Here is a 26,168-nt window from a genome sequence, read left to right on the forward strand (position 1 = left end):
CGACATCAATCGGGGGCGTAGGCAACAAGGGGCCTCAGGGAGAGATGAGCACACGGAGGTCCCCCACAGGAGATCCACAGGGACGGGTCTGCGCAGGGGCGTCTACAGTTGGGGCTGTGCCCTCATGGAAGGCCACCTTCCCTACCCGTCACCTGCCTGGAGGTACACCTATGACAGCCGACCTCACTCGCCCCCGCCCGCCGGCCCCTACCGGCTTTCTGCCCTCAGTCCCCTCCTTCACCCTGACCTCTGCGGACCTGACCGAGCAGGGGCGGATCCCGGACATCTTCACCGGCATCCATGACAACGTCTCCCCGGCCCTGAGCTGGTCGGGCTTCCCCGAGCAGACGCAGTCCTTCGTCGTGTCCTGCTTCGACCCGGACGCTCCGACCATGTCGGGCTGGTGGCACTGGACCATCGTGGACCTGGACGCCTCGGTCACCTCGCTGGAGCGGGGTGCGGGGGCCAGCGACCTTCAGCTCGATGGCGCCGCCTTCCACCTGGCCGGGGACTCCGGCGACCACGCCTGGTTCGGTCCCTACCCGCCGGCGGGCGACGGCGACCACCGCTACGTCTTCACCGTCTCCGCCCTGGACGTGGACACGCTGGGCCTGGATGACGACGCCAGTCCCGCCATGGCGGCCTTCACCCTGGCGCCGCACTGCATCGCTCGGGCCACGCTCACCGCCACCTACTCCGTACCCGGGGAGCCCGGGGTCGCCGCCTTCCTCAGGGACGGCCAGTGAGCCCGCAGATCGCCCAGGTCGACGCCTCGTCCTCCAAGGCGGGCCGGCGTCGTCGTCAGGGGGAGTCCGTCCCCTTCACCCCTGCTCATGGTTTCACGCGCGCCGGTTCCGGCCGCCACCAGCGCCGCCCCATCGCCCTCATCACCGGGGCGACCTCCGGGATCGGACTGGCCGTGGCCAGGGACCTGGCCCGGGACCACAACCTCATCCTGCTGGCCCGCTCGGTCAATGACCTGGAGGAGCTGGCGCTCGCGCTGGAGGAGGAGTCTCAGACGGCGGTTCTCATCTGCCCGGTCGACCTGACCGATGACACGGCCCTGGCCAGGCTGGTCAGCCGGATCGACATCGAGAGCCTCGACGTGCTGGTGCACAGCGCCGGCATGGAGGCACCGGGCGCTGTTGACAAGATCACGCCCACGCGTTGGCGGGCGGTTCTCAACCTCAACCTGGTGGCGACGGCCTACCTGACGAGCCTGCTGCTGCCGGCACTGCGGGAGGCCCGCGGACTGACGGTGTTCATCAACTCCGGCGCCGGAGTGAGCCCGCGTTCGGGCAACGCCCTCTACTCCGCCTCCAAGGCGGGGCTGAAGTCCCTGGCTGACACGCTGCGCCAGGAGGAGGCCGGCAAGGTGCGGGTCACCTCGATCTACCCGGGCCGGGTGGACACCCCCATGCAGGAGCGGTTGCACGCCTTCAATGCGGCGCGCCTGCGCACCGAGGGGATCATGGCCACTCCCGCCTACCGGGCTGCGGACCATATGGCACCGCAGTCGGTGGCGGCGGCCGTTCGCCTGGCCGTCAACACCCCGATGGACGCGGTGGTGGAGGATCTGGCGATCCGCCCCGCCGGCATGCTCTGAGAAGGAGCGTGCAGCGGGGGCTCAGGCTCCTCCGGCGAAGCCCAGGGACCGCCAGGCTTCGTACAGGCCGATGGCGGCGGAGTTGGCCAGGTTGAGGGAGCGGTTGCCCTCTACCATGGGGATGCGCAGGTGGGCACTCACCCGCGGGTGGTCGAGGATCTCCTGGGGCAGGCCGGTGGGCTCGGGGCCGAACAGGAGGGCGTCGTCGTCGCGCCAGTCGACCTGGGTGTAGAGACGGTCGGTGTGGGAGGTGAAGGCGTAGATACGCCCGGGGATCTGCTCGAGGCACTCCTGCCAGGTGGCGTGGACGCGCGTGTTGGCCAGGTCGTGGTAGTCCAGGCCGGCGCGACGCAGCTTGGCGTCGTCCATGTCGAACAGGGGGTCCACGAGGTGGAGCATGGAGCCGGTGTTGGCGCTCAGGCGGATCGCCGCCCCGGTGTTGCCCGGGATGCGCGGCTCGAAGAAGATGACGTGCAGCACGGGGACAATGAGACCACATGCTGAGGCAGACCTCCTCCTCAGACTCAGATGATGTCGGTGCGTTGGCCCTGACGGAGTCGGGTGACGGCGCGACGGGTGACGGCCAGCCCGATCCCGGCCCATACGGCGGCGACCGCGAGGTCGCGGCCCAGCAGGGCCGGAACGGCGGCTGCCGGTGCGTCCAGGACCGTCAGGGTGCCGCTGAGCGGAACCAGGTGGGCCAGAGCCTGCAACCAGGTAGGGCACTGCTCGAGCGGTACGATGACGCCGGTCAGCAGCGGCAGGAACGTGGCGATGATCGTGGCACCCAGATAGGGATCGGGCAGGTTGACTCCGACACCGGCGGCCATGATCCCCATGAGCAGCCCGCACACGATGGTCGGTGCTGCCAGTGTGATGACACGCCCCAGCGCTCCAACGTCGTGCAGCGGTGAGAGCGCGAAGACGACGCCGATCGCGACGATGGCGGTCGAGGCGGCCAGGAGCGCCGGCACGACGGCGACGGACAGCCAGTAGGCGACGTCGAGGCGCCTGCGGGTATGGACCTCCTGGAAGACGCCCAGCATCCGGTCCGTGGCCACGGTACCCACCACTCCGGAGGCCACCGAGACGGCCAGTGCCACCAGGGCCGCTGCGTATCCGGTGCGCACCAGGTCAGGCGCGGAGAGGTCCGAGCCCATGAGGACATCGAAGAGCACGTCCAGCAGCGGCAGCACCAGCAGCGTGACCACGGCCGTACCCAAAGTCGCGAAGGCCGTCGACGAGGCCCACGAGACACGCACCCCTGAGGAGAACCGGTGGGCGAAGGCCAGAGCCCGGGCGCGCATCAGACCACCTCCAAGGTGCCGGTCCGTGTCGCCAGACGCAGCGCCCGCCGGCCGAGGAAGGCAGCAAGCCCCAGCCACGCGGCCGTGCACACCAGCCAAGCGCACAGCGCCACTGCCGACGTCGCCCGGCCCAGCAGCAGCTCGAAGGGTACCGACAACGGCAGGAACCGACTCACCACAGCCAGCCAGGCAGGCGGCGTCGTCGAGGTGAACACGATGCCTGAGACCACGAGCACCGGCACCAGCAGCAGCCCCTCGTACTGGATCGCGTTGGGGGTGAGCACGAACAGCGCCGCGATGACCAGACTCAGGGCAAGGCAGCCGACCAGCAGCATGAGGGCCCCTGCGGTCAGGCGCGCCCAGACCTCCCACCCCGGCCCCGTGAAGGAGACTGACGTCGACAGCAGCGCCCACGTGCACCACGCCACCGGGAAGGCGACCAGGCCGAAGGACGCCGCCGCGCACACCACGGCCGCCAACGACCTAAGCGCCCCCACCGGAGCCATGACCAGATGGACCAGCGTGCCCTTGTACCGCTCGAATCCGATGATCCCCGCCGCGCAGGTCGTCGTCGTCCACATCCCCACGACGCCCCCGCGCACCCAGCCCTGCGTCGGGGTGATCCCGCCCCAGGCCGAGGCCGCCAGGAACTGCACCAGCGTGGTGGATGTCGTGGTCATGACCATGAGCTGGATGAAGTAGGGAACCGACACGAACTGACGGACGTGAAAGACCGTCATCCTCACCTGACGCCTCATCGGGCGAGCCTGTCGGCCAGGGCCAGGTAGGCCTCCTCCAGGGAGACTGGCCGTGTCAGCAGGTCCGAAGGCGCTCCCACGCCGGCTTCGGCCAGGACCTGGCGAACCCGCTCGTCGGCGTCGGTAGTGCCGGCAGCCTCGGAAGCCCAGTAGATGGTCACGGCCCACCGGGCCGAGGAGGCGCGCTGCTTCACCGTCGCCAGCGAGCCCAGACCACTGCGAAGCGCCTCGACGGCGCCCCCGTGGCGGGCCGGTAACGTGAAAGTCGTGGTGGCACTCACCCCGGCCAAGGCGGACACGTCACCCACGCCGCCGCGCACGACGATCCGGCCCGCCCCGATCACCGAGATGATGTCGGCCAGCTCCTCGACCTCCGGCATCGAGTGCGAGGTCAATAGCACCCCCGTTCCCCGCTGCGCCAGCTCACGCACCAGATCGCGTACCTGCAGCGCCACGTCCGGGTCCAAGCCGGTGGTGGGCTCATCCAGCAGCAGGAGAGCCGGCGACCCGAGCAGCGCCCGGGCCAGGTGCAGACGCTGCCGCATCCCTCGAGACAGCTCGCCCGCCTTGCGGGACGCCGCCTCGGCCAGCCCCACACGCTCCAGGGCGTCCATGACCGCGCTGTGTCGCCGTCGGACGTCAAGGCCCTGAATATCGGCGAAGAACAGCAGGTTGTCGCGTGCCGTAGCCCGCGGGTAGAACCCCAGCTCACCACCCAAGACCAGGCCCAGCCGGGACCTGGCCCGCTCCGGATGGCGCACCGCGTCGATGCCATCGACCCAGACCTCACCCGACGTCGGAGCCAGCAGCGTGGCACACATCCGCACCGTCGTCGTCTTACCGGCACCGTTGGGCCCCAGCAGACCATGGACCTGCCCCGCCCCGACGTCCAGGGACACATCCTCCACGGCGACGAAGGTTTTGTCCTTTTTCCCGAAGGAGCGAACCAGGTGGGAGGCACGCAGCAGCAAATCTCCATCAAGTAATACCATAGAGCCCCTCCACCCCCAAAGGATCACGATAGATAACGTCAGCCACTCTCTCAGCCTACAGTCGCCAAAGAATAAAATGAATGCATCAATTGCATGCTTTAAATCAGCAAGAGCAGATCACCCAACACGACTGCACCGACTGCCGGCCGTGATTCCATCCCGTCATCATGCCGGCAAATACTCGCACCTTTATATAAGATACTTTACGTATCAAAAATACAGTTCGCAACACTTGACGTGTAGTCAAGATTCGAAGATGACGTGCAGCACGGGGACAATGAGACCACATGCTGAGGCGTCCCGGCGGCGACTGCGCCACGGCTGCCATGATCGACGCCATGAGCACCACTGAGTCACATGCCACCTCCCCCGTCCTGACCTGTGGCGTGCTGGAAGGCGGCATCGTGCGTCTGGAGCCGCTGACGCCTGAGCACGTGCCGGGGCTGCAGATGGCCGCCGAGGGGGCCGCGACCAGCCCCTTCGCCACGGTGCCGACGCCGGAGACGGTCGAGGACTACGTGTCCCGCAGCCTGGCCCGCCGGGACACGGGTACCTACGCGCCCTTCGCCCAGGTGGAGGTCGCCACCGGCCGCGTCGTCGGGCACACCGCCTACCTGACGCCCCGGTGGATGCCGGACGGGCGGCTCTTCGCCGTCGAGGTCGGTTCCTCCTGGCTCTCCCCCACTGTTCGTGGCACCGCCGTCAACCCGGCTGCCAAGCTCCTGCTGCTGGCGCAGGCCCTCGAGGACTGGGGCGTGGACCGCGTGGACATCAAGACCGATGCACGCAATGAGGTGGCTCGCGGCGCGATCGCAGCGCTGGGGGCGACCTTCGAAGGGGTCCTGCACGCCTGGCAGCCCTCCCTGGCGCTCGGCGAGGAGGGGCGCACGCGCGACACGGCCATGTTCGCCATCACCCCGGAGCAGTGGCCCGGGGTCAGGATCTGTCTGGTGGAGCGCATCGAGAGACGCTCGACGTCGTCGAAAGGATGAGAAGGAATGACTGAGCTTCGTGATCCGGCTGAGGTCTTCGCCGCAGAGATCGGCTGGCAGCCGGCGCTGGAGCGTACTGACCTGCTCGCCGAGCCCGTGGCCGCCGCGCTGCGGGCGCTGGAGGCGGCCTCACCCGAGGGCGCGGATCTGGCCCGTCAGGCGCAGGTGGTGCCCATTGATCCGTCCCACTCCGACACCGACGCCCTCAATGCGCACTACGCCCTGGATCCTGAGGCGACTGGGAACTGCGTGCTCGTGGCCGGTAAGCGGACCGGCCAGGAGCGCATCGCCGCCTGCGTCGTGCGCGCCACCGACTTCGCCGACGTCAACCACGTCGTCAAGAAGCGCATCGACGTGCGCAAGGCCTCGTTCCTGCCGGTGGAGCGGGCCGTGGAGATGAGTGGCATGGAGTACGGCGGAATCACCCCGGTCGGCCTGCCCGAGGACTGGCACCTCTTCGTCGACGGCGCCGTGGCGGACCGGGCCACCGTGCTCATCGGCTCGGGCGTGCGCCACTCCAAGCTCCTGGTGCCCGGGGCACTGCTGGTGGCGCTGCCGGGGGCCGAGCTGGTTGAGGACCTGGGAGTACGCCCCGCCTGAACGGGTCGGTCGAACCGTTCAGGCGGGGCCAGTCCTCAGGCTCTCAGCCCAGGGAGTCCAGGACGATGTTGAGTCCCTCGCTCATGGTGGGGTGGGTGATGACGGCGTCGCGCACCTGCTGCCACGTCAGGTCACCCAGCATCGCCATCTGGATGCTGGTGACGACCTCGCTGGCCTCGGCGCCGATGATGGCAGCACCCAGGATCAGGTCGGTGCGGGAGTCGATGATGACCTTGAAGAAGCCCTCGGTGCGGCCCAGGGTCTTGGCGCGCGGGACGGCCGCCGTCGGGGTCTTGGCGACGCGCACCTCGTAGCCGGCCTCGCGGGCCTCGGCCTCGCTCAGCCCCACGTGCCCGAGCTCGGGCGTGGTGAAGACGGCCCAGGGGATGAGGCGCCCAGTGGTGGAGGCCTCCTTGCCGGCGAAGAGGTCGCGCAGGACACGGAAGTCGTTCCAGGAGGCGTGGGTGAACTGGGGCGTTCCGGCCACGTCACCGGCGGCGTAGACGTTCTCGGCGGTGGTGCGCAGGTGGTCGTCGACGCGCACGAAGCCGCGCTCGGTCAGCTCCACGCCCGCGGTCTCCAGGCCGAGGCCGGCGGTGACGGGGGTGCGGCCCAGGGCGACGAGCAGGTGGGATCCGCTCACCTCATGCCCGTCGGCGGTGGTGACGACGACACCGTTCCCGTCGGCCGCGGCGGCGACCTTCGAGGCGAGTGCACCAGTCAGGACCGTGACCCCCAGGGCCTCCAGGCCGGCGGTTACCTCAGCGGCGACGTCCTCGTCCTCGCGGTCCAGGATGTGCGGCCCGGCGTGGACGATGGTGACCGGGACACCGAGGAGCCCCATGAGGGAGGCCATCTCGACGCCGATGACGCCGCCGCCCAGGACGATGAGGCTACTGGGCAGCTCGGGCAGGGTGAGCAGGTCCTCGCTGGTCCAGTAGCGCACGTCGGACAGGCCCTCGATCGGGGGGACCGACGGCGTGGTGCCGGTGTTGATGAGGACCTTGGCGCCGCGCACGCGCCGCAGGCCGCCGTCGTTCAGGGCGATCTCGACGGTGCGCTCCCCCACGAAGCGGGCGGTGCCCTTGACGAAGTCCATGCCGGAGGCGGGGAACATCTTCTCGTGGGCGGTCACCATGCCGCCCACGACGGCCTCCTTGCGGGCGCGGAAGGAGGCCAGCTCGATGCGGGCTTGGGCCAGAGCGTCGGCGCCGCCGTCCTGCTCGGGCAGGGTGACACCGTAGGCCTGCGAGCCCTGGACCTCACGGAGGACACGGGCGGCGGAGATGAGGGTCTTGGTGGGGATGCAGGCGACGTTGATGCAGGTGCCGCCCACCTTGTCCCGCTCCACCATGACGACCTTGTCACCGGCCTTGGCGCGCAGCATCGCCAGGGACTTGCCCGCCTTGCCGCCTCCGACGACGAGAAGGTCGACCTCCTCGACCGGAACGTCTGTCTGGTTGGTCGCGTCGCTGTTGACGGTGGACTGTGACATGAGTACGCATCTCCTTCGGCGGTCGCCGCTCGGCATGATCTGAACGCCAGGGCAACGGGAAGCGAAGGGCCGCTATTCCGGGGCGACTGCCCAAGGTCTCAGCGAATCGCAGACAGCAGCCGGGGAATCATCACGCAGCCCTCCCCTCCCAACCGGTCATTGAGGCGACTTATCCTTTCGTCCTCACTGATACCTGGCAGCCCTACTGCTCGCCGAGAGCAACCAGGGCTGCATCCAGAGAATCAACGAGTGTGACAAAACTCACGTCAATGGAGGCATTCATGGCGAAGCCACCGTGGACCTCAATATCCACGAAGCCATGGAGTGACGCCCGGGTCATTCGCACAGCGTCGATGATCCGATCATCGGGGATGCGGTAGCCGCCCAGCGCCGCGGTGACGATGGCAACCGTGCGTTGCGCAGCGGATGACCGTAGCGGACTCAGGCTCCTGTCCGAGGCCTCGGCGGGGACTTGGGTCATCGGATAGAGCCCGGGGTGCGCGTGGGCGAAGCCTCGATAGGCGTCGGCAAGGGCTCGCAGGGCATCAGGCCCGGCCAACCCCATGACGGAGGCTGCCAGACGGTCGGCGAGCTCGTCCACCGCCCGCACGGAGACTCCTCGGACCAGGTCGCTCATACCGGAGACATGCTTGTACAGGCTCGGCGGCGCGACTCCCAGATCGGCAGCCAGCCGGCTCAGGGACAGTTCCTCAAGGCCGTGCTCGTCAACGATCTGCGCGGCTCGTTCCACCACGCGTTCGGCGCTCAGCCCTGCTCGTGGCATCGTGCGCTCCTCGCCTCTCCCCCCGCCGGCCTTGCCTCAGCATTGCCGGCGATCATACGCCAGGCGAAGTCGACCACCTGTGGCCCAACGAGGCCGGGACGTTCCAGCATCGGGGCGTGCCCCGCACCGGGAACGATGACAACCTCTCCCCCACCTCCACCAACAGCGCTTGCTACCCAGGCGGCCTCAGCCGCAGGCTCCTTCCAATCTGGATCCTCCTTCCCCATAACCACGAGGGCGGGACAATCCACCTTGTCCAGCCACGGGGAGACAACGCGGTGATCAGTACGAGTCGTCGCCCAGAAGGCGCGCCAGCGCCCCGGACGGCACAGCAGGCCCGTCAGACGCGTGGCCCGCTGCTGGGCATCAGGTAGACCGGGCCACAATCTGGCGGAGTAGCTGTTCCACACAGCAGACCCCCAAGGGCGCATCAAAGCAGCCCCAAGCATGGTGCGCTGCACGAGCGTCCGGACTCGACTCTGCGGCCCACGCAAGAAGGGGCAGACGAGGACGAGCCCACACACCAGGTCAGGGCGACGCCCGGCGGCGATCACTGCAGCGGCTCCGGACATGGAGGCACCCACAAGGATGGCGGGACCGGCGTCGAGAACCTCAATCAGGGCAATGAGGTCGGCTGCGGTGGCCTCATCGCCGTAGGCGGTGAAGGTCGCCGAGCTGTCCCCGTGACCGCGCAGATCCGCAGTGACGACACGAAACCCCGCCTCGTTCAGGGACTGCGCCAGCGGCGCGTAGACGTCCCGCACGTCCCCCATGGCCGGCGAGCAGACGACAAGCGGCCGACTCGGTACATCCGATCCATCACTTGTACCGACAGGCTCGTGCACCTCGTAAGCGATGGTGCCGCCCGGCACCTCAAGTTGGCTAATACTCATAGCCATTAAGCTACCGACAATAACCTCTGTGGGCAAGCAGCCCTTCCAGACCTGATCTCAGGCCAAGGAGGCTCTCACCATCGCGCCCATCAACAACAACGCGGGGCGATCGCTGATCTGCGATCGCCCCGCGTTGTCAACGCACGAGGTCTCAGGAGCTGGCGAGCTGGCGCAGCACGTACTGCAGGATGCCGCCGTGGCGGAAGTAGTCGGCTTCGCCGGGGGTGTCGATGCGCACGACAGCGTCGAAGGAGACCGCCGAGCCGTCGGCCTTCTGTGCCGTGACCGCGACGGTGCGTGGGGTGGTGCCCTCGTTGAGCGCGGTCAGGCCCGTGATGGAGAAGGTCTCGGTGCCGTCCAGGCCGAGAGACTCGGCGCTCTGTCCGGCCGGGAACTGGAGGGGAACCACGCCCATGCCGATGAGGTTGGAGCGGTGGATGCGCTCGAAGGATTCGGCGATGACGGCCTTGACGCCCAGCAGGGCCGTGCCCTTGGCCGCCCAGTCGCGTGAGGAGCCCGAGCCGTACTCCTTGCCGCCCAGGACCACCAGCGGGATGCCAGCGTCCTGGTAGGCCTGGGAGGCGTCGAAGATCGACTCCTGCTCACCGGTGAGGAAGTTGCGGGTGTAGCCGCCCTCGACGTCGTCGAGCAGCCGGTTGCGCAGGCGGATGTTGGCGAAGGTGCCGCGGATCATGACCTCGTGGTTGCCGCGGCGCGAGCCGTAGGAGTTGAAGTCCGCGCGGGCCACGCCGTGCTCGGCCAAGTAGCGCCCGGCCGGGGAGTCGGCCTTGATGGCGCCGGCCGGGGAGATGTGGTCGGTGGTCACCGAGTCCCCCAGCAGGGCGAGCACCCGGGCGTCCTTGATGTCGGTGACCGGGGTGAGCTCCATGGACAGGCCCTCGAAGAAGGGGGCCTTGCGCACGTAGGTGGACTCCTCGTCCCAGGCGAAGGTATCCCCCTCGGGGGTGTCCAGGCCCTGCCAGCGCTCGTCACCGGCGAAGACGTCGGCGTAGTCGCGCGTGTACATCTCGCGGTCGATGGTGGCGTCGATGACGGCCTGGACCTCGGTGGGGTCGGGCCAGATGTCGGACAGGAAGACGTCGCGGCCCTCGGGGTCCTGGCCCAGCGGCTCGGTGGCGAAGTCGATGTCCATGGTCCCGGCCAGGGCATAGGCGATGACCAGGGGCGGGGAGGCCAGGTAGTTCATCTTGACGTCGGGGTTGATGCGCCCCTCGAAGTTGCGGTTGCCCGAGAGCACTGAGACCACGGCGAGGTCGGCGTCGTTGACCGCCTGGGATACCTCGGCCGGCAGAGGCCCGGAATTGCCGATGCAGGTGGCGCAGCCGTAGCCGACGACGTTGAAGCCCAGCTCGTTGAGGGCGGGCCACAACCCGGCCTTCTCGTAGTAGTCGGTGACGACCTGGCTGCCCGGGGCGGTGGAGGTCTTCACCCAGGGCTTGGAGCGCAGGCCCCGGGCGACGGCGTTGCGGGCCAGCAGGCCGGCGGCCATCATCACCGAGGGGTTGGAGGTGTTGGTGCACGAGGTGATCGAGGCGATGGCGACGTGCCCGTGGTCCAGCTCGGTGTCGGTGCCGTCGGCCAGGGTCACCGGCGTCGGCTTGGATGGTTGGGAGGCGTAGGTGGGCAGGACCTCCTGGAAGGACTCCTTGGCCCGTGACAGGACGATACGGTCCTGGGGGCGCTTGGGGCCGGCGATGGAGGGCACCACGGTGGACAGGTCCAGCTCGAGGTACTCGGAGTAGACGGGCTCGCGGGCCGGGTCGTGCCACATTCCCTGGGCCTTGGTGTAGGCCTCGACCAGGCGCACGCGTTCCTCGGAGCGGCCGGTCAGGCGCAGGTAGTCCAGGGTGACCTCGTCGATCGGGAAGATCGCGGCGGTGGAGCCGAACTCGGGGCTCATGTTGCCGATGGTGGCGCGGTTGGCCAGCGGTACCTCGGCGACGCCCTCGCCGTAGAACTCGACGAACTTGCCCACCACGCCGTGGGCGCGCAGCATCTCGGTGATGGTCAGGACCACGTCGGTGGCGGTAGCGCCGGCGGGGATGGCGCCGGAGAGCTTGAAGCCCACCACCTTGGGGATGAGCATGGAGACGGGCTGGCCCAGCATGGCGGCCTCGGCCTCGATGCCGCCCACGCCCCAGCCCAGGACGCCCAGGCCGTTGACCATGGTGGTGTGGGAGTCGGTGCCCACGCAGGTGTCGGGGTAGGCCTGGGTGACGCCGTCGGCTTCGTGGGTGAAGACGATGCGGGCCAGGTACTCGATGTTGACCTGGTGGACGATGCCCGTACCCGGGGGGACGACGCGGAAGTTGGACAGCGCTCCCTGTCCCCAGCGCAGGAACTGGTAGCGCTCGGCGTTGCGCTCGTACTCGCGCTCCTTGTTGCGCTCCAGGGATCCGGGCAGGCCGAAGGAGTCGATCTGCACGGAGTGGTCGATGACCATCTCAGCGGGGTTGAGGGGGTTGATGACCTCGGGGTCACCGCCGAGCTCGGAGACCGCCTCGCGCATGGTGGCCAGGTCCACGATGCAGGGCACGCCGGTGAAGTCCTGCATGACGACGCGGGCCGGGGTGAACTGGATCTCCGTGTCGGGCTCGGCGGCCGGGTCCCAGGTGGCCAGGGCGCGCACGTGGTCGGCGGTGATGTTGGCGCCGTCCTCGGTGCGCAGCAGGTTCTCGGCCAGCACCTTGAGGCTGTAGGGCAGGCGCTCCAGGCTGGGGACGGCGTCGAGGCGGTAAATCTCGTAGTCGCGGCCGTCGACGTCGAGGGTGCTGCGGGAGGCGAAGGTGTTGAGGCTGGTCACCGGGACTCACTTCCAGTTGTCGTACCGATCCGGCCCGCTGCACCACCTCGGGTCTGTCACGCGGACCTGCGGTGACAGTCAGGTGGAGAGCTGCGCGGATGCTCCGGAGTGGACCGTAGCCCACGGCGTGTCATCCGTTGTCAATACGTAGGGAAGGCTGACCAAACTCGGTGTGTGGGCGGGCGCCCCGGGGACGCATTTGGTGACGCCGGCCGCACGCAACCCCACTGACCACCCGTTCAGGAGCGCTCGAGCACCGCGATCGTCTCGAAGTGGTGAGTGTGCGGGAACATGTCCAGCGCGCTCATGGAGCCCAGCGTGTAGCCCGAGCGCAGGAGGGTTCCCAGGTCCCGGGCCAGGGCCGCCGGGTCGCAGGCCACTAGGACGATCCGCTCGGCCCCCAGGGCGCCGACAGCCTCGATGACCTCACGCCCAGCCCCTTGCCTCGGCGGGTCGAGAACGACGACGTCGGGGCGGCCACCGGTGAAGGAGCCGGCGAGCTCGCGCACCGAGCGGGCGCCCACGCGGCCCGAGGCCAGGCGTGCAGCGGGGTGGTCGTGCAGGGTGCGGCGGGCGTCGCGAACGGCCTGCTCATTGCCCTCCAGGGACACGACCTCGCCGCCGCTGCCCACCAGGGCGGCCAGCGGCAGGGTGAACAGGCCGGCCCCCGAATAGAGCTCCAGGACGCGGCTGCCCGCGGTGCCCTCGAGGTCCTCCCCCAGGGCACCGCGCACGACGCGCTCGACGAGCACCCGAGGGGCGTCGACGTGGACCTGCCAGAAGCCCTCGGCGTGGACGGAGTAGGTCAGCTCCCCCAGCCCCAGGGCGGAGGCGTCCACGACCTCCCGGACTCGGCGCCTCCCGGTGCTGCGGGCCTGGGCGGTCAGGAGCCGATCGTCGAGCAGGACGACGGGCTCACCGCCGCTGGGGGCGATGGCCTCGATACGCATGCCGGGCCGGTAGTGGGCGCGCCAGCGGGAGCGCTCCAGCAGCCCAATCTCGGTGATGGCCTCAACCGCCAGGGGCAGGCGGCGCAGGGGCAGGACCGTCCCGGAGCGGAAGGCGTGCATGCCGGGCCTGCCGTCCTCACCGACCGTCAGGCTCACGCGGGTGCGGGTGGCGGTTCCGGCCAGGGCACGCCGCCGGGCGCTGTTGGAGACCTGGGCCGCGGCGTCGGTGGGCATGGGCTCGATCGGCACGGCGGCTGCGGCGGAGGCCTCGGGCAGGGCAGCAACGGCGTCGGCCACCTCCTGCCCGCCGATCCGGCGCAGGCAGTCGGCCAGGACCCAGCGCTTCCAGGTGCGCTGGGCGTCCAGGGCCACATGGGCGAGCTCTCCCCCACCCACGCCGGCCGGGCCGGCCTCGGGCCAGACGGACTCGACGCGGTCCGGGGAGGCCTGGAGGATCTCAACGGCATCGGCACGCCAGGTCCGCGAGGTCATCTCGGTCAGGCGGGCCCGCACCGTCTCACCGGGCAGGGTGTGGCGCACGAAGATGACGCGACCACTCGGATCGTCCACGGGGCGGGCCACGCAGTGCCCGCCGTGCGCGGGAGCCCCCACCGCCAGGGTCAGCTCGCGCGGCTCACCACGGCTGGGGGCGGGCTGGTCTGCGCTCCGGCTGGGCTGGGGGGTCATCGATTCTCCTGGGGGTCGGCACCGACGCCGCCGGTGCCGGCGGGGCTGTGCTGGTCGAGGTGGCTGAGGTGACTGAGATGGCTGTCGACGTGACGGCGCATGGCGACGTCGGCGTCGATGATGCCCTCGGCGGTGCGGGCGCGCACGCCGTGGTGGATGTGCCGTTGTCCGGGAAGTCCCAGCTGCCAGGGCACGGAGGCCACGACGACGCCCGGGGTGAACAGCAGGACGGTCTTGAGGCGCAGGGCGGTCTGGTTGTGGAGGATCTGCTCCCACCAGTGGCGCACGATGTACTCGGGCAGGAAGACGACGATGAGGTCGCGGGGGGACTCGCGGCGCACCGAGCGCACATAGTTGATGACCGGGCGAGTGATGTCCCGGTAGGGGGAGTCCAGGACCGTCAGAGGCACGGCGATGTCGGCCTCCTCCCAGGCGTCCAGGAGACGCTCGGCGCCGCCGTCGCCGGTGTCCACCGTCAGGGCCTCCAGGACGGTGGGGTGGGTCGACTGGGCGTAGGTCAGGGCCCGCAGCGTGGGCTGGTGGAGGCGGGAGGCCAGGACGATGGCGTGGACGTGGGCCGGCAGGACGCGGGCGTCGTGGAGGTCGGAGATGGCCACCTCCTCGCTGACTCGGCGGTAGTGGCGGCGGATCCGGTTCATCACCAGGTAGAGCAGCGCCATGATCGTCAGGGTGATCCAGGCTCCCCGGGTGAGCTTGGTGAGCAGGACGATGACCAGGACCGTCCCGGTGCCCAGCACGCCGATGGAGTTGATGATGCGGGCGCGATACATGCGCGAGCGGTCCCTGGGCTCGGTGGCGATGGTCAGCTCGCGGGTCCAGTGACGCACCATGCCCACCTGGGACAGCGAGAAGGAGATGAACACGCCCACGATGTAGAGCTGGATGAGGCGGGTCGTATTGGCCTCAAAGCCGATGAGGAAGGCCACGGCCCCCAGCCACAGGACGATGATGCCGTTGGAGAAGGCCAGGCGGTCACCGCGCTGGGACAGCTGGCGGGGCAGGAACTCGTCACGGGCCAGGACGCTGGCCAACACCGGGAACCCGTTGAAGGCGGTGTTGGCGGCCAGCACCAGGATCAGCCCGGTGACGGTGGCGACCAGGTAGAACATCGGGCGGAAGCCGGAGAAGACGGTGGCGGCGATCTGTCCGATCGCGGGGTCCTGGTGGTAGCCGTCCCCGACCGGGACGCCGTTGCGCAGGAGCTGGTGGGCCGGGTCCTCCACCATGCGCACGCCGACGGCGCCGGCCAGGTGGATGACGCTCATGAGCATCAGCGCGGCGATCACCCCCAGGAGCAGCAGCGTCGTGGCGGCGTTGCGGGACTTGGGGCGCTGGAAGCTGGGCACGCCGTTGGAGATCGCCTCCACACCGGTCAGGGCCGCGCACCCCGAGGAGAACGCCCGCAGAACCAGGAAGCCCCCGGCCAGGCCGGTCAGGCCCTGCTCCCAGCCGGCGTGGGTGACGACGTCGAAGCCGGCCGACTCGGCCCGCCCGAGAGTCCCGGTCAGCTCCTGGACGAGCCCGACGACGGCCATGATGCCGATGACGCCCATGTACAGGTAGGTGGGAATGGCGAAGGCCCGGCCCGACTCGCGTGAGCCGCGCATGTTGAGCACGGCCAGGACGGTGACGACCGCGACGGCGATCTCCACCTTGTAGGGGACCAGGGCGGGCAGGGCGGCCGCGAGGTAAGAGGTTCCCGAGGACACCGAGACCGCAACGGTCAGGACATAGTCGCTCAGCAGGGCCGAGGCCACCAGAAGCCCGGCGTGGGAGCCGAGATTGGCCGAGACCACCTCGTAGTCGCCGCCGCCCGAGGGATAGGCGTGGACGGTCTGGCGGTAGGAGGCCACGACGACGGCCAGGACGCCGACGACGGCCAGGGCCACCCACGGCGACAGGGAGGTGGCCGCAACGCCCGCCACGGCCAGGGTGATGAGCACCTCATCGGGGGCGTAGCCCACGGAGGACAGGGCGTCGGAGGCGAATACCGGAAGGGCGATCCTCTTGGGCAGGAGCGTCTCCCCCAGAGCTCCGCTGGGAACAGGACGGCCGACGAGAAGCCGCTTGATGCGGTCTGCGAAGTCACGCACGTCTCCAGATGTTACGTCCGCGGCCCGACAACGGAGTACCGTCCTCCTCGTGCACTTCGTCATCATGGGCTGTGGCCGCGTCGGAGCGTCCATGGCTGTTCAGCTCGACCGTATGGGGCACTCGGTGTCCGTCATCGACCGCTCCGCGGATGCCTTCCGCCGCCTGCCCTCGGACTTCAACGGCCGCAAGGTCAAGGGGGTCGGTTACGACCGCGACGCCCTGGAGCAGGCGGGCATCGACGAGGCCTACGCCTTCGTCGCCGTGTCCAACGGGGACAACTCCAACATCGTGGCTGCACGGGTAGCCAGGGAGAGCTTCGGCGTGGACAACGTCGTCGCCCGGATCTATGACTCGCGGCGGGCCGACGTCTACGAGCGCCTGGGCATCCCCACCGTGGCCACCGTGCGTCAGACGGCCGACCAGATGATGCGCCGCATCCTGCCGGGCTCCAGCGCCCGCGAGCTGGAGGACCCCTCGGGCACGGTCGCTCTCATCCAGCCCAACGCCTCCCCGCAGTGGGTCGGTACGACGATCGGGGTACTGGAGGACCGCCTCAGGGTGCGGGTGGCCTGGATCTCACGCGATGCCACGGCGCTGCTGCCCGAGGCCGTCACCGTCATCCAGGAGCACGACCGACTGCACCTGGCGGTGAGCACCGACCGTATCGGCCAGGTCCGCCGCGCCCTGTCACACGCCCCGACCCAGGAGGCCTGAGCCATGCAGATCGTCATCGCCGGAGCCGGTTCCGTGGGCCGTTCCATCGCCCGCGAGCTCATCAGCCACGGCCACGAGGTCACCCTCGTCGACCGTTCCACCGAGGCCATGCGCATCGCCTCAGTCCCGCAGGCCGACTGGCAGCTGGCCGACGCCTGCGACATTGATGCCCTGGAGCGCGCCGGGGCCGAGACCTGCGACGTCATCGTGGCCGCCACCGGGGATGACAAGGCCAACCTGGTCATCTCCCTGCTGGCCAAGACCGAGTACGGGGTGCCCCGCACAGTCGCGCGCGTCAACAACCCCAAGAGCGAGTGGCTCTTCGATGAGACCTGGGGCGTGGACGTGGCCGTGTCCACCCCGCGCTTCATGACGGCCCTGGTGGAGGAGGCCGTCAGTGTCGGCAGCCTGGTGAGCATCTTCCACTTCCACCAGTCGGGCGCCTCCATGCACGAGCTGACCCTGCCGGAGGACTCACCGGTCATCGGCGAGCTCGTCACCGACATCGAGCTGCCGCCCCACACGGTGCTGGCGGCGATTCTGCGCGACTACCGCCCCATCACACCGGACCGCGACGAGCGCTTCGAGCGCGGCGACGAGCTCATCTTCCTCACGGCGCGGGAGGGAGAGTCCAGCCTGAAGGAGCTGCCCCTCATCTTCACGTGACGGTGGGAGGCAGCGCTACCGCTGCGCAGCCGCCTGGGCCTGGGCGATCCGGCTGGGGGCCACCAGCAGCCAAATGAACCACAGAGTCACGGCGTACAGCGGCACGCCCAGAACGAGGCGGGCCGCCCCGAGGTAGGACACCGCATGGGCGCCGGCCAGGTAGAGGGGCACCTCGACGACGAGCCGCAGGGCGAACATGAGCGTCAGGACCCAGGTGCCCGCGTGGTAGCGGCGCCGAACATGGCGCAGGGCCGGCTCGGTGCGCCAGGCCGAGGGGCGGGCGGCGGGGTCGTCGTCGGCCTGTGGAGTCTCGGCACGACCCGAGTCCCTGCTCGCCTGACTGCCCTCGCCGTGGGCCGACTCGTCGATGACGCGGTGCCAGAGAGTCATGAGGGCTCCCACGATCGGCCAGCCGATGAGCAGGGAGACCAGGCAGGCGACCAGCCAGGCCGCATTAATCATAAGGCCGGTGGCGTAGAAGTTGGAGGCGTCGCCGCTGCGCCAGGCCCACAGGGCCGAGACGAGGACCAGCACGGCCCCGCCGACGACCTGAGCCGGGGACTGGCGCTGCGCCAGGCGGGCCACGAGGCAGATGGCGCTGATGGCCAGGGAGGCGAGCAGGGCGGCCACCAGGGCGGCGGGGCGCACCGCCATGACCAGGACGAACATGAGGGTGGGTACGACGGACTCCAGGATGCCGCGCCACCCGCCCACGGCCGCGATGGCGTCGAAGTGCTTGGAGTCAATGGCCCCCAGGCCCGTACGGGTGGTTCCAGTGGAACGGCTGCTCATTCGATGGTCCTTCCCGCAGGTGGCTGCCGGTTGCTACTGCCCCGGCCCCAGCAGGCGATAGGCGGGGTTGTGGATCTGCTGACGGTGGGTGCCGTCGGCGACCCGCCCCTCAGCGAGAAGATGGGCCCCTGGCTTGATGCCGGGGATGCGTCGCCGGCCCCACCACACCAGGTCAATGCTGCCGGTGCCGTCGTAGAGCTGCCCGACGAGGATGGGCTTGTCCTGGCTCGAGCGGTAGGTGACCGCCTGAAGCACACCGGAGACGCAGGTCCGCTGGCGCGAGGTCAGCGAGCCGATCGGATCGGTGCCCCGTCGGCTGGCGGAGCGCTCCTCATCCTCGGCCTCCAAGTGCTCGCGGCTGGTGCGCAGTGATTCGTAGAGCCGCTTCACCCGCGCCGACAGCACCCCCATTTAACGCACTTCGGCGATGGTCGGGCCGGGTGCCAGCGGGTCGATGCCTGGCAGGTCCTCGGCCTCAGGGCCGGCTGCGGCTCCGGGCGCATGCAGGGGCAGGATCTCACGGGGCGGACGGGCCTGGCCGTCGCGCACGACGACGATTCCGCGCAGCACCTCCCGCAGCGCCTGGGCGGAGTGCTCGGAGGAGGCGGCGGGCCCCTGAAGGACGCCGCGCAGGAACCAGCGGGGGCCGTCGATCCCCAGGAACCGGATCGTGCCGGTCGCCATCGTGCCGTCGGGACCGCGCATGGGCAGGTGCGCGATCAGCTCAGTGCCGTGCTCCCCGTCGCTCTCCTCGTAGCGGGCGCCGTTCCCGGCGAGCTCGTTGGCGATGTCGCCGCGCAGCTCGTCCCAGATGCCCGCGGTGCGCGGCGCGGCGAAGGCCCGCAGCTCGAGCGCCGAGCCGCCCAGCGCCAGGACGACGGCGGTGACGGTGCCGTCGGGCGCCTGCTCCAGACGCAGCTGCATCCCGTCAACGGCCGGGACCTGCAGCGCCCCCAGGTCGATGCGAGGCACCTCCTCCTGGTCCTCGGGCAGCTCACTGAGGTCCCAGGGGCCGGGGGTGGCCTCGTCGAGGTCGTCGTCGCCGAGGTCGCGCCCGAGGACGGACTCGTCAGAATCGGTGGTTGCGTCGTCACGACGGCGCGAGAACAGTCCCATGGGGATCTCCTGAGTTGGGTGGGAGCGTCAGCCGGCGCAGTCGGCGCACACCGGAAGACCGGTCGCCTCGTCGACGAAGGCCAGCTGGCTGCGGTGATGGACGAGGAAGCACTCCGAGCAGGTGAACTCGTCCTCGAGCTGCGGAACGACGTGAACGCTCAGCTCCTCACGGGACAGGTCCGCCCCGGGAAGCTCAAAGCCCTCGGCGGCCTCATTCTCGTCCTCCTCGATCGCGGCGGACGACTGGTCCTTCTGCCGCGAGGTCAGCTCTTCGATGGAATCGGCCTCGGGCTCGTCATCATTCTTGCGCGGGGCGTCGTAGTCGGTCGCCATGGCCTCGTCACTCTTTCTGTCGACGGCTCTCGGGTGACCTTCACAAGGCGGGAGCTGAGCCGTGCACGCGCGCCGGCGTCGCGCCGAGGATTCGGCGCCCTCGTCCCGGAAGGCACGCGCACAATAGCACCGCCAGGTGGGTCGTCAAGCCAAATCGCCCGACGAAGGAGCACGATTGGTTTGCGGTGCACCCGACCCAGGGGATTTCACGAGGGTATTCACACGTGGTTCACATGTGGCACACCGCTGCGCCTCCCACGGCTGGGCGCCTGCGGATGGCAGGCTGTGAGGCACAGTGGAGCATATCGTGCTGACACGGGATGAAGGAGGCCCCGCCCATGGTCGAACTCGAGCTGCTGGGTGCCAACGGTGACACGATTGTCATGACCGACGAGGACGGCGAGCGTTACAGCATCGTCGTCGATGACGCCCTCAGGGCCGCGGTACGCCGTGACCGCGGAGCGATCCTGCCCCCGTCGGGGACGGTCGCCGAGGCGCCGGCGCCCCTGCGCCCCCGGCAGCTCCAGGCCTACATGCGCGCCGGTGCGACCGCCGCCGAGGTCGCCATCAGCACGGGCATGGACGTGGAACACGTGCGCCGTTTCGAGGGACCGGTGCTCGCCGAGCGCCAGTGGGCCGTCTCGCAAGCCCAGTCCTGCCGGATCGGCTGGGAGAAGGACTCCCCCCTGCTCGGCGAGCTGGTGGTGGACCGCCTGGCCACACGCGGCGTCGACCCATCCAGCCTGGAGTGGGACGCGCTGCGCGAGGGCCGCGACCCCTGGCTCATCATGGTGACCTTCGTGCAGTCCGCCGAGGAGAAGCAGGCGCGCTGGTCACTGGACCTGACCGCCCGCGCGGTTCACGCCCTGGACGACGAGGCGCGCTGGCTCACCGAGGCCGGAGCCGGATCCAAGCGCCCGGCCGTCTTCGACCAGGACTCCAAGGCCCCTGGGGCCTCAGCCTCTGCGCCGTCGGCCCAGTCGGGGCACTCCCCCGCGGCCGCGGGCTCAGCGGCCGGCAGCGCGGTCTCGGCGGCCTCCGCCCCGGCTGCGGCCTCCGGCGAGCCCACTGGGCTGGCCGTCGAGATGCCCGCCGGGATGCTGCCGGTTCGGGAGTACGGTCGCCCCACCAGTGGCGCCATGTCGGCCGATGACACCGACGCGCTGCTGGCCGACCTGGCCTCCAGCCGGGGCCGGCGCGTCGAGGTGGAGATGCCCCAGGACGACGACCTGAGCGGCTTCGCCGGTGAGGGTAACGCGGATGAGGACGCCTTCACCGATCCCCACGGCATCGACTACACCAGCAGCCCCGAGAGCCCCGAGGTCCCCTCACCCCCGGCCCGGGGCATGGAGGAGCGCCGCGCCGAGGCCGGTTCCAGGGCCGACGATGAGTCCTTGGAGCAGAACGCGGGCCTGAGTGCGCAGGTCTACTCGATGTCGGAGCGCAGACGTCTGCACACCGGCAACCACCCGGCCGGAACCCGGCTGGTGACGGCCTCCAGCGCCCCCTCGGCGGCGCCGTCTGCCCCGAGCCCCGCGGTGGAGCGCATCCCCGTGGGACGTCGGGCACCGCTGGGGGCGGACAGCCCCACCGAACCGGTGCCGGAGATCCCCATGCCGTCGCGCTCCGAGGTCCTGGCCAAGGCCTCCCCCGGCCCGTCTGCCGCCTCGGCGGCGGGTACGCAGGAGCCCCTGCCCGACATGCCCAGGACGCCTCCGGCCAAGAAGAAGTCCCGCCGTCGCTCGCGGCGCTCCGTGCCCTCCTGGGACGAGATCGTCTTCGGTGCCAGGCCCGAGTAGCCCAATCCTCAGGCCTCGGTGATGAGCAGCGGCACCTCGGTCTCGGCCGGGGTGAAGGAGCCGTGGACGCCGGGCATGGCGATGGCAGACTCGGAGTGGACCCGGGGGTCCACGAGGACCCAGTTCTCGGCCATGGCCACGACAACGTCCCCGACGACGCCCCGTGCTCGCGCGCCAAGGACACCCAGGTGCTCGCCGGCCTGTTCCCTGGTCCCGATCCACATCGCCCGATCCCCCAGGACGTGGCGATAGCGCTGGGCCACCTCGGCGGCCAGGTCCACGTCGCCGTCGGCAACGTGCAGGTGCGTCAGCCTGGGCTCACCGGCCACGGCGACGACGTCGCGAACGAGATCGCGGTGGGCGCTCAGGTCGACACGGTGATCGGGATCGGTGTCGACCATGCCATGGTCGGCGCTGAGGAGAATCCTGGTTCCGGCGGGAACACGGCGGGCCAGCTCGGCCATGGCGGCGTCGAGGCGCTCGAGCTGGGCCAGCCACTGCTCACTGAGCCACCCGTGCTTGTGACCGGTCTTGTCCAACTCGCCGACGTAGAGGTAGATCAGCGGGGTGCCGCGGCGCAGGGCTCCGGCAGCCAGGCCGGGCCGGTCCTCCAGCCGGTCGGCCCCCAGGTGCGAGGCGCCTCGTAGGGCGGCCTCGGTCAGGCCGGAGCCGGCAAACCGGCTCGGTCCGATGCTCACCGCGCTCTCGGCCGGGAGCCGTTCGAAGATCGTGGGCACGTCCTGCCAGGACCTGGGGCTGGGGACGTTGTTCCCCTTCCAGGTGATGAGGCTGAGGACCTGGTCGGGACCGGGGAGGACGGAGGCGTCGAGAGAGGGCCCCAGGCGGGGGTTGAGCACCGAGTAGCCGACCATGCCGGTGGTGCCGGGCAGGGCGGAGGTGCCCAGCATGGTCAGGGCCGCAGCCGTCGTTGAGGGCCGGCAGGTGAGGATTCCTGCGTCGGCGGCGGCAGTGGCGGCCTCGCGCTGTGCCAGCCATTGGCGCAGGGTGGGGGTGTGCCCGCGACGCTGACGAAGCATCTCCAGGCCCAGACCGTCCACGAGGACGACGACGGTTCCCGGGCCGCCACCGGCCTCCCCGGGCTCACCGGCCGGCTCGATCCCCCAGCTGCGGGCGACCGCGCGTGCCCGGGCATCGGAGACGACTGGTTCAGCGGGGCCACCGGTGGGGCTGAGGTCGGCATCACGGCCGGTATCGCCGTCGTGCTCGGTGTCAGCCAGGCTCAGTCCGGCACTGACGGCGCCCACCGCCAGGACGTAGCGGAGCGCCGGATCCTGCGGACAGTCGGGGGCGGGTGCCGATGCGGGCTGCCTGCCGGCGGTCTGGCCTCCCATCCCCGGCCCCGTCACAGGGCGGCGGCGCGGGCCGCCATCTGTGAGAGCCGGCCGGCGAAGGTCTCGGCGCGGGCCAGGGCGGCGGCGCCCTCCACGCCCGCGGCCACGCGGATGACGACGTCGTCGGGCACGGACACACCGGTCATGCCGTGGTCGGCCTGGCAGTCGGGGTCGCCGCAGGTGGCCGGCTCCATGTCGATACGGCGCACCGAGCCCCAGGAGACCGCGATCGTCATCTCGGTGAGGGTTCCTCCGCCCCGGGCAGGGTCGGCCACGCCGCGGGTCAGGGCCATGGAGCGGATACGGCTGAGCGGGACGGCCTCGCTGGTGGCCAGGGCGCCGGGGCTGCCGTCGTCGCGAGGGGTGTCGTCAACGTGGACGATGATGAGACGGCTGGCGGTCAGGGCCAGGACGGTCAGGTGGCGGTGGACCGCCTCGGCGAAGGTGGTCTCGGCTTGGACCATGCCGGAGAGGATTTCCTCCTCGCCCGTAGCCAGGCGGAGGGTGTCGAGCACCAGCTCGGGGTAGTAGCCGGCGAGCTCCACCTGCTGCACCAGGTCTGCGAAGGCCTCCTGGGACGCCTCGCGCGAGGCGGGACCGGTGGCCGAGCTGCGGCCTGAGTGGGTCGTCATGGTCGCCATTGTGCCATCGTCCGCCCCTTCGCCGTCGAGCACCGGTGTGCCCTTGCTCGAGGTGGGCCGATCGCTGCCTGCGGGCGCGTCTGACCTGTCACGCCCGGGTGTCGTGGTTTGTTTTCGGCCCGATTCCTCGGACAATGCGCCCATGCCGAAGTCTGCCACCACCCGGACTCCTCCCCCGACCGACGGGGAGATCGTCGATCTCGACCTGTCCACGGAGATGCGCACCAGCTTCCTGGAGTACGCCTACTCCGTCATCTACGCGCGCGCCCTGCCTGACGCCCGCGACGGGCTCAAGCCGGTTCAGCGCCGCATCCTGTTCCAGATGGACCGGATGGGGCTGCGCCCGGATCGTCCGCACGTGAAGTCCTCCCGGGTCGTGGGCGATGTCATGGGTCGGCTCCACCCCCACGGGGACACCGCGATCTATGAGGCGCTGGTGCGCCTGGCCCAGCCCTTCACGATGCGCCTGCCGCTCATTGACGGCCACGGCAACTTCGGCTCTCTGGACGATGGGCCGGCGGCCCCCCGCTACACCGAGGCGCGCCTGGCCGCCTCGGCCCTGGCGCTGACGGCGGACCTGGATGAGGACACGGTCGACTTCGCCCCCAACTACGACTACACACTCACCGAGCCCGAGGTGCTGCCGGCGGCCTTCCCGAACCTGCTGGTCAATGGCGCGGCGGGCATCGCGGTGGGTATGGCCACGAACATGCCGCCGCACAACCTCGTGGAGGTGGTGGCCGCCGCCCGGCACCTGCTGACTCACCCGGAGGCGACTCTGGAGGACCTCATGGCCTTCGTGCCGGGGCCGGACCTGCCCGCCGGTGGCATGATCGTGGGCCTGGACGGAATCCGGGAGGCCTACCGCACGGGGCGCGGCAAGTTCCTCACACGGGCCACCGCTCACGTGGAGTCCGTCTCCCCGCGCCGCAAAGGCATCGTGGTCACCGAGCTGCCCTACATGGTGGGACCGGAGAAGGTCATCGCCCGCATCAAGGAGGCGGTGGGCTCCAAGAAGCTCCAGGGCATCACCGACGTCGCCGACCTCACCGACCGCAAGCACGGCACCCGTCTGGTCATCAGCGTCAAGAACGGCTACAACCCCGAGGCGGTCCTGGCCCAGCTCTACAAGCACACGCCGCTGGAGGACTCCTTCGGCATCAACAACGTCTCCCTCGTGGACGGGCAGCCCCACACCCTGGGGCTGCGCGAGCTGCTGGAGGTGTTCGTGCGCCACCGCCTCACGGTGGTCACCCGGCGCACCCGGTTCCGCCTGGGCAAGCGTCGTGAGCGCGCCCACCTGGTGGACGGCCTGCTCATCGCGATCCTCGACATCGATGAGGTCATCGCCGTCATCCGCTCCTCCGACGACGCCGCCACGGCGCGCACCCGGCTCATGCAGGTCTTCGACCTCACCGAGCCGCAGGCCGGATACATCCTTGAGCTCCAGCTGCGCCGGCTCACGAAGTTCTCGGTCATCGAGCTGGAGAAGGAGCGCGACGAGCTGGCCCGCGAGATCGAGGCCCTCGAGGCGATCCTGGCCGACGACGTGCTGCTGCGGCGCGTGGTCTCCCGTGAACTGGCGGCCGTGGCCGAGCAGTTCGGCACCCCGCGGCGCACGGTGCTGCTGGAGGCCTCCGGTGAGCGCGTGACGTCGTCGGCCGCTGCAGAGACTGCGGACGACGCCTCCGCCTCAGGTCGGGGTGCGAAGCGGGCCGGTGGCGCCGCTCAGCCGATGACGCTCATGCCCAGCGCCTCCCCGGTGCCGCTGACCGTCCCCGACGACCCGTGCCGGGTGCTGCTGTCGGCCACCGGACTGGTGGCGCGCACTGCCGGCACCGAGCCGGTGGCCCGCACCGGTGGGCGCCAGCCCCACGACGCCCTGACCTCCCAGGTGGCCACCACGGCGCGTGGGCGCATCGGCGCGGTCACCGACACCGGGCGGCTGGTGCTGCTCGACGTCGTCTCCACCGCGGAGGTACCCCGCACCGAGGGGGCCCCGGGGCTGGCCGGTGCGACTCAGGTTCGCCAGCTGGTGGACATCGAGCCGGAGGAGAAGGTGGTGGGGCTGGTCCCGGTGGGGTCGGCCGACAACCCGCCCATCGTCCTGGCCACGGCTGAGGGCGTCATCAAGCGGGTCAAGCCCGGCGATGAGCCCAGGAACGCCGAGAGCTGGGAGGTCATCTCCCTGTCCGAGGGCGACCGGGTGGTCTTCGCCGGCACCGCGGCGGACACGGACTTCCTGGCACTGGTGACCTCCGACGCCCAGCTGCTGCGGTTCCAGGCCGCCAAGGTGCGTCCGCAGGGCCGGGGCGCCGGCGGCATGGCGGGGATCTCGCTGCACGAGGGCGCCCGAGTCATCGCCGGCGCGGCGGTTCCTGAGGAGCTCCTGGCCGAGGCCGTGGTGGTGACGGTGGCGGGCTCCGAGGGCTCGCTCCCGGGCACCGGCGGGGGCAGTGTCAAGGTCACCCCCTTGGATCGCTACCCGGCGAAGGGCCGGGCCACGGGCGGGGTCCGTTCGCACCGGTTCCTGCGCGGCGAGGACGAGCTGATGGTGGCCTGGGTGGGGGTGGCCCCGCCGCGGGCGCTGCGCGAGGGCGGCAAGCCGGTCGCACTGCCGGAGCCCGATGAGCGGCGTGACGGCTCCGGCTCACCGCTACCGGCCCCCATCATCGGAATCGGCTGACGGGGCCGGTCGCAGCAGCGTCTCGGGGATCCGCCCACGAGCAGGGCGGCTGTGCCTACAGTGGCG

At 70.2% G+C, this 26,168-nt stretch carries 24 protein-coding genes; 8 read left to right on the plus strand and 16 right to left on the minus strand.

Annotated elements, in window-relative coordinates:
• Positions 1-170: 170 nt before the first annotated feature.
• Both FK267_RS09415 and FK267_RS09420 read left to right on the plus strand, forming a co-directional pair.
• Complete coding sequence (locus tag FK267_RS09415) at positions 171-746, plus strand: YbhB/YbcL family Raf kinase inhibitor-like protein (protein WP_075379337.1); 576 nt, start codon at positions 171-173, stop codon at positions 744-746.
• Positions 743-1,606: an SDR family oxidoreductase gene (locus FK267_RS09420; protein ID WP_075375020.1), complete on the plus strand. Its 864-nt coding sequence runs from the start codon at positions 743-745 to the stop codon at positions 1,604-1,606. Before FK267_RS09415 ends, FK267_RS09420 begins: the two co-directional genes overlap by 4 nt.
• 21 nt (positions 1,607-1,627) lie before the next feature.
• On the opposite strand, the gene FK267_RS09425 is transcribed toward FK267_RS09420, so the two are convergent.
• The 4 genes from FK267_RS09425 to FK267_RS09440 are packed head-to-tail and all read right to left on the minus strand — an operon-like array spanning position 1,628 to position 4,663.
• Positions 1,628-2,086 (minus strand): tRNA (cytidine(34)-2'-O)-methyltransferase, encoded by a 459-nt coding sequence (locus tag FK267_RS09425; protein WP_065362145.1) that lies wholly within the window; start codon positions 2,084-2,086, stop codon positions 1,628-1,630.
• 44 nt (positions 2,087-2,130) lie between these two features.
• Positions 2,131-2,913, minus strand: coding sequence for an ABC transporter permease (locus tag FK267_RS09430; protein ID WP_075379338.1), 783 nt, complete (start codon positions 2,911-2,913; stop codon positions 2,131-2,133).
• Positions 2,913-3,653 (minus strand): ABC transporter permease, encoded by a 741-nt coding sequence (locus tag FK267_RS09435; protein ID WP_232622592.1) that lies wholly within the window; start codon positions 3,651-3,653, stop codon positions 2,913-2,915. The genes FK267_RS09430 and FK267_RS09435 overlap by 1 nt, the downstream gene beginning before the upstream one ends.
• 14 nt (positions 3,654-3,667) lie before the next feature.
• Complete coding sequence (locus tag FK267_RS09440) at positions 3,668-4,663, minus strand: ABC transporter ATP-binding protein (RefSeq protein WP_075379340.1); 996 nt, start codon at positions 4,661-4,663, stop codon at positions 3,668-3,670.
• Positions 4,664-5,001: 338 nt separating this feature from the next.
• Here FK267_RS09440 and FK267_RS09445 point away from each other — a divergent pair, with 338 nt between their 5' ends.
• Positions 5,002-5,655, plus strand: coding sequence for a GNAT family N-acetyltransferase (locus tag FK267_RS09445; protein ID WP_141407186.1), 654 nt, complete (start codon positions 5,002-5,004; stop codon positions 5,653-5,655).
• A 6-nt stretch (positions 5,656-5,661) separates the two neighbouring features.
• Complete coding sequence (locus tag FK267_RS09450) at positions 5,662-6,255, plus strand: YbaK/EbsC family protein (RefSeq protein WP_141407012.1); 594 nt, start codon at positions 5,662-5,664, stop codon at positions 6,253-6,255.
• 43 nt (positions 6,256-6,298) lie between these two features.
• On the opposite strand, the gene FK267_RS09455 is transcribed toward FK267_RS09450, so the two are convergent.
• The 6 genes from FK267_RS09455 to FK267_RS09480 all read right to left on the minus strand — a co-directional run bounded on the left by FK267_RS09455 (position 6,299) and on the right by FK267_RS09480 (position 16,002).
• Positions 6,299-7,750 (minus strand): dihydrolipoyl dehydrogenase family protein, encoded by a 1,452-nt coding sequence (locus tag FK267_RS09455; protein ID WP_141407013.1) that lies wholly within the window; start codon positions 7,748-7,750, stop codon positions 6,299-6,301.
• A 202-nt stretch (positions 7,751-7,952) separates the two neighbouring features.
• Entirely contained in the window at positions 7,953-8,534 is a 582-nt protein-coding gene (locus tag FK267_RS09460; RefSeq protein ID WP_141407014.1) for a TetR/AcrR family transcriptional regulator, read from the minus strand.
• Complete coding sequence (locus FK267_RS09465) at positions 8,516-9,427, minus strand: alpha/beta fold hydrolase (protein ID WP_081379421.1); 912 nt, start codon at positions 9,425-9,427, stop codon at positions 8,516-8,518. The genes FK267_RS09460 and FK267_RS09465 overlap by 19 nt, the downstream gene beginning before the upstream one ends.
• Before the next feature lie 151 nt (positions 9,428-9,578).
• Positions 9,579-12,251 (minus strand): aconitate hydratase AcnA, encoded by a 2,673-nt coding sequence (acnA, locus tag FK267_RS09470; RefSeq protein WP_141407015.1) that lies wholly within the window; start codon positions 12,249-12,251, stop codon positions 9,579-9,581.
• A gap of 239 nt (positions 12,252-12,490) precedes the next feature.
• Positions 12,491-13,888, minus strand: a complete 1,398-nt coding sequence (locus FK267_RS09475) for a class I SAM-dependent RNA methyltransferase (protein WP_141407016.1) — start codon at positions 13,886-13,888, stop codon at positions 12,491-12,493.
• Entirely contained in the window at positions 13,885-16,002 is a 2,118-nt protein-coding gene (locus tag FK267_RS09480) for an APC family permease (RefSeq protein WP_141407017.1), read from the minus strand. Before FK267_RS09480 ends, FK267_RS09475 begins: the two co-directional genes overlap by 4 nt.
• A gap of 91 nt (positions 16,003-16,093) precedes the next feature.
• Between FK267_RS09480 and FK267_RS09485 the strand changes: the two genes are divergently transcribed.
• Both FK267_RS09485 and FK267_RS09490 read left to right on the plus strand, forming a co-directional pair.
• Positions 16,094-16,717, plus strand: coding sequence for a potassium channel family protein (locus FK267_RS09485; protein WP_232622593.1), 624 nt, complete (start codon positions 16,094-16,096; stop codon positions 16,715-16,717).
• 3 nt (positions 16,718-16,720) lie between these two features.
• A complete protein-coding gene (locus FK267_RS09490) occupies positions 16,721-17,383 on the plus strand; it encodes a potassium channel family protein (protein WP_004565026.1) in 663 nt (220 codons plus the stop codon).
• Positions 17,384-17,398: 15 nt separating this feature from the next.
• Here the strand turns inward: FK267_RS09490 and FK267_RS09495 are convergent, their stop codons facing one another.
• From FK267_RS09495 to FK267_RS09510, 4 genes are read right to left on the minus strand one after another with little or no spacing between them, the layout of a single operon-like run.
• Entirely contained in the window at positions 17,399-18,175 is a 777-nt protein-coding gene (locus FK267_RS09495) for a DUF3159 domain-containing protein (protein WP_141407019.1), read from the minus strand.
• A gap of 33 nt (positions 18,176-18,208) precedes the next feature.
• The gene (locus FK267_RS09500; protein ID WP_060957999.1) at positions 18,209-18,586 is read right to left on the minus strand and encodes an OB-fold nucleic acid binding domain-containing protein; all 378 of its coding nucleotides are present in this window, start codon (positions 18,584-18,586) and stop codon (positions 18,209-18,211) included.
• A complete protein-coding gene (locus tag FK267_RS09505) occupies positions 18,587-19,291 on the minus strand; it encodes a DUF3710 domain-containing protein (protein WP_141407020.1) in 705 nt (234 codons plus the stop codon).
• Between the two features lie 27 nt (positions 19,292-19,318).
• The gene (locus tag FK267_RS09510; protein WP_004565030.1) at positions 19,319-19,624 is read right to left on the minus strand and encodes a DUF4193 domain-containing protein; all 306 of its coding nucleotides are present in this window, start codon (positions 19,622-19,624) and stop codon (positions 19,319-19,321) included.
• A 338-nt stretch (positions 19,625-19,962) separates the two neighbouring features.
• Here FK267_RS09510 and sepH point away from each other — a divergent pair, with 338 nt between their 5' ends.
• The gene (sepH, locus tag FK267_RS09515) at positions 19,963-21,423 is read left to right on the plus strand and encodes a septation protein SepH (protein WP_428839589.1); all 1,461 of its coding nucleotides are present in this window, start codon (positions 19,963-19,965) and stop codon (positions 21,421-21,423) included.
• An 8-nt stretch (positions 21,424-21,431) separates the two neighbouring features.
• Here the strand turns inward: sepH and FK267_RS09520 are convergent, their stop codons facing one another.
• Together FK267_RS09520 and FK267_RS09525 are read right to left on the minus strand one after the other, a co-directional pair.
• Positions 21,432-22,775 carry an alkaline phosphatase family protein gene (locus tag FK267_RS09520; protein WP_141407021.1) on the minus strand — a complete coding sequence of 448 codons (1,344 nt, stop codon included), beginning with the start codon at positions 22,773-22,775 and terminating at the stop codon, positions 21,432-21,434.
• 11 nt (positions 22,776-22,786) lie between these two features.
• Positions 22,787-23,407: a DUF5998 family protein gene (locus FK267_RS09525; protein WP_198498154.1), complete on the minus strand. Its 621-nt coding sequence runs from the start codon at positions 23,405-23,407 to the stop codon at positions 22,787-22,789.
• A 151-nt stretch (positions 23,408-23,558) separates the two neighbouring features.
• On the opposite strand from FK267_RS09525, the gene FK267_RS09530 reads away from it, so the two are divergent.
• Positions 23,559-26,102, plus strand: a complete 2,544-nt coding sequence (locus FK267_RS09530; RefSeq protein WP_141407022.1) for a DNA gyrase/topoisomerase IV subunit A — start codon at positions 23,559-23,561, stop codon at positions 26,100-26,102.
• Positions 26,103-26,168 lie beyond the last annotated feature (66 nt).

The sequence above is a fragment of the Actinomyces oris genome (genome assembly GCF_006546825.1).
In the GTDB taxonomy this organism is placed as follows: Bacteria; Actinomycetota; Actinomycetes; order Actinomycetales; family Actinomycetaceae; genus Actinomyces; species Actinomyces oris.